This window comes from Neisseria sp. P0022.S010, from assembly GCF_051956635.1.
Window position 1 is genome coordinate 1 of the sequence record NZ_JBQCXF010000314.1, and the last position, 3,449, is coordinate 3,449.

A 3,449-nucleotide genomic window follows, 5' to 3' on the forward strand; every position below is an offset into this window, starting at 1 on the left:
CGTTTCGGTATCGTATCCCGATTAGAGTTTTATCAGAATAAAGATTTGGCGACTATTGGTGCCCGTTCTGCCCAGTTGTTGCAGTTGGATATGGGCGACGAGGGCGCGATGGAAGTGGCCAAGCGCAGCCGCGGTACGCCGCGTATTGCCAACCGCCTTTTGCGACGTGTACGCGATTATGCCGATGTGAAAAACAACGGTGTCATTGATGCGGAAATTGCCGATGCGGCTTTGAGTATGCTGGATGTGGACGGGCAAGGTTTGGACGTGATGGACAGGAAATTCCTTGAAGCGATTTTGCACAAGTTCAGCGGCGGTCCTGTCGGTTTGGAAAATGTGGCTGCTGCGATTGGCGAATCGACCGATACCATCGAAGATGTGATTGAGCCTTATCTGATTCAGCAGGGCTTTTTGCAACGTACACCGCGCGGACGCGTAGCAACAGAACGAGCCTATCTGCATTTTGGTTTGAAGGTTAAAGAATAATAATGAAGGCCATCTGAAAACTGCTTTCAGACGGCCTGATACTTTCAATTTCATATGATTGTCGGCAAATATCTGCCGATAATCGGTTAAAATGTCCCCCTTTTCTTTTTTGAAGTTTCCCCATGAATATCTTATCCGTAGAAAATGCTTCTTTTGCCGTCGGCCACGTCGCCTTGCTCGATAAAACTTCTTTCCAACTCGACAGCGGCGAGAAAATCGGTTTGATCGGTCGTAATGGTGCGGGTAAGTCTTCGTTTTTAAAAATCCTCGCCGGTGTACAAAAGCTCGACGATGGGCAGATTATTGTTCAAAACAACCTCAAAATCGTTTATGTACCACAGGAGTCCTTTTTTGATAAGGACGCAACCGTATTTGATACTGTTGCTGAAGGTTTGGGCGAAATTCGCGATTTATTGCGCCGTTATCATCATGTCAGCCATGAGTTGGAAAATGGTTCGAGTGAGGCTTTGTTGAAAGATCTCAACGAATTGCAACTTGAAATCGAAGCGAAGGATGGCTGGAAGCTGGATGCGGCCGTGAAGCAGACTTTGGGCGAACTCGGTTTGCCGGAAAACGAAAAAATCGGCAACCTCTCCGGCGGTCAGAAAAAGCGTGTCGCCTTGGCACAGGCTTGGGTGCAAAAGCCTGATGTATTGCTGCTGGACGAGCCGACCAACCATTTGGACATTGACGCGATTATTTGGCTGGAAAATCTGCTTAAAGCGTTTGAAGGCAGCTTGGTTGTGATTACCCACGACCGCCGTTTTTTGGATAATATCGCTACGCGCATCGTCGAACTAGACCGCGGCATTCTGCGCTCCTATCCCGGATCGTTCTCTAAATATAGCGAGAAAAAAGCGCAGGAATTAGCGGTTGAAGCGGAACATAACCGCCTGTTTGACAAATTCCACGCGCAGGAAGAAGCGTGGATACGCAAAGGCATTGAAGCGCGCCGTACCCGTAATGAAGGCCGCGTGCGCCGTTTGGAAGAGCTGCGCCGCCAGCGCGCCGAACGCCGCAATGTACAAGGGCAAGTTAACTTTAAGCTCGATAGCGGCGAAAAAAGTGGAAAAATCATTGCCGAATTGGAACATGCCTCGTTTGCCTATGGCGACAAAGTCATCATGGACAAATTCTCCGCCATTTTGCAGCGCGGCGACAAAATCGGCTTAATCGGTCCAAACGGTATCGGTAAAACCACCTTCCTCAAGCTGATTTTGGGCGAATTGCAGCCGACCTACGGCAGAATCCGTATCGGCAGCAAGCAGGAAGTTGCCTATTTCGACCAGTTCCGCAGCGCGTTGAATGAAAATGACACCGTGTTTTACACGCTCGGTCAAGGCAACGATTACGTCGAAATCGGCGGCAAGAAAAAACACGTTATGAGCTATCTGGAAGATTTCCTGTTCCATCCTGCCCGCGCGCAAAGCCCTGTTTCATCGCTCTCCGGCGGCGAACGCAACCGCCTTTTGCTGGCAAAACTCTTCACCCGTCCTGCCAATATCTTGGTCCTGGATGAACCGACCAACGATTTGGACATCGACACTCAAGAGCTGCTCGAAGATTTGCTGCGTGATTATCAAGGCACGGTATTCCTTGTCTCGCATGACCGTATGTTCTTGGATAATGTGATTACCCAAAGCATTGTTTTTGAAGGACAAGGCCGTCTGAAAGAATATATCGGCGGCTATCAGGACTATATTGACGCAAAATCGCGGGAAGATAAAATTCAGACGGCCTCTGCGCCTAAAGCGGTTGCCGAACCTGAAAAAATCAAACCCAAAGCCAACCGCACAGTCAAACTTTCCTATAAAGAACAGCGCGAACTCGATGCCCTGCCTGATGAAATCGCCGCTTTGGAAACCGATCAGGCTGAAATCAATGCCCAGCTTTCCGATCCTGAAATTTTCAAAGATTACGAAAAAGCAGGTGCATTGCAAAGCAGGGCTGAAGAAATCGAGATGTCGCTTTTGGAAAAACTGGAACGCTGGGAATGGCTGGAAGCGAAACAAAATGGCGAAGCGGTTTAAATTGGGAATTTTGTCCCAAAGTAGGGCAGATATTTTTCTAAATCATGCCGTCTGAACCCCAAATATTCAAAAACAAGGTCTACAACCACATGAAAAAAGTCGAGAAAAACGTATTGGTGCTGCATAGCGCTAAGGAAATGTTTGAGCTGGTGGACAAAGTTGAGGACTATCCAAAATTTTTGCCGTGGTACAGCAAGACCGAAGTCATCGAACGCAAAGGAAATGAGCTAAAAGCGCGCCTGTTTATGGACTATATGCGCGTCAAACAGTCATTTGCGACGCACAACCACAATATCCCGGGGCAGGAAATCCGCATGGATTTGCTCGAAGGGCCGTTTAAAACCTTGCGCGGCACTTGGAAATTTATCGATTTGGGCGATGATATGTGTAAAGTCGAATTCAGATTAGAATACGATTTTTCCAATGCCGTACTTTCTGCCATGATTTCCCCGGTGTTCGGCCATCTCGCTGGCACGCTGGTGGATGCTTTTATTAAAGAGGCCGACCGCCGCTATGCTTGAGATTGAAATTGTTTACGGACTGGCCGACAGGCAAGTGTTGAAGAGCATGACCGTTGCAGAAGGTACAACCGTACGCGAAGCTACCTTGAAAAGCGGATTGGAGGTGGAGTTCCCAGAGTTGGATTTACAGCAAGCACCTTTGGGTATTTTCGGCAAGGCAGTGAAAGACGAGACTGTATTGCGCGATGGCGATCGGATTGAGGTTTATCGTCCATTATTGATTGATCCTAAAGAAGCGAGACGTAAACGTGCAGGGCAAGAATAAATCAAAGGCCGTCTGAAACTTTTTCAGACGGCCTGTCAAACTGAAAGAACAGTAATGAGCTTGAAAATTAAATTAATCGTCGGTTTGGGCAATCCAGGCCAAGAATACGAACAAACGCGCCACAATGTCGGCTTTTGGCTGTTGGAC

The 3,449-nt window shown here is 48.1% G+C and carries 4 protein-coding genes and 1 pseudogene; all 5 read left to right on the forward strand.

The window, feature by feature from the left end; translation table 11 throughout:
• The coding region (locus tag ACTHUT_RS15915) for a Holliday junction DNA helicase RuvB C-terminal domain-containing protein (protein WP_440419038.1) at nucleotides 1-486 on the forward strand (486 nt) is incomplete at its 5' end.
• Nucleotides 487-608: 122 nt separating this feature from the next.
• Entirely contained in the window at nucleotides 609-2,516 is a 1,908-nt protein-coding gene (locus ACTHUT_RS15920; protein WP_250600693.1) for an ATP-binding cassette domain-containing protein, read from the forward strand.
• Between the two features lie 89 nt (nucleotides 2,517-2,605).
• Complete coding sequence (locus ACTHUT_RS15925) at nucleotides 2,606-3,037, forward strand: type II toxin-antitoxin system RatA family toxin (protein ID WP_003683270.1); 432 nt, start codon at nucleotides 2,606-2,608, stop codon at nucleotides 3,035-3,037.
• A complete protein-coding gene (locus tag ACTHUT_RS15930; RefSeq protein ID WP_049351563.1) occupies nucleotides 3,030-3,302 on the forward strand; it encodes an RnfH family protein in 273 nt (90 codons plus the stop codon). Before ACTHUT_RS15925 ends, ACTHUT_RS15930 begins: the two co-directional genes overlap by 8 nt.
• A 54-nt stretch (nucleotides 3,303-3,356) precedes the next feature.
• Nucleotides 3,357-3,449, forward strand: a pseudogene (locus ACTHUT_RS15935) (aminoacyl-tRNA hydrolase); the annotation flags it as partial.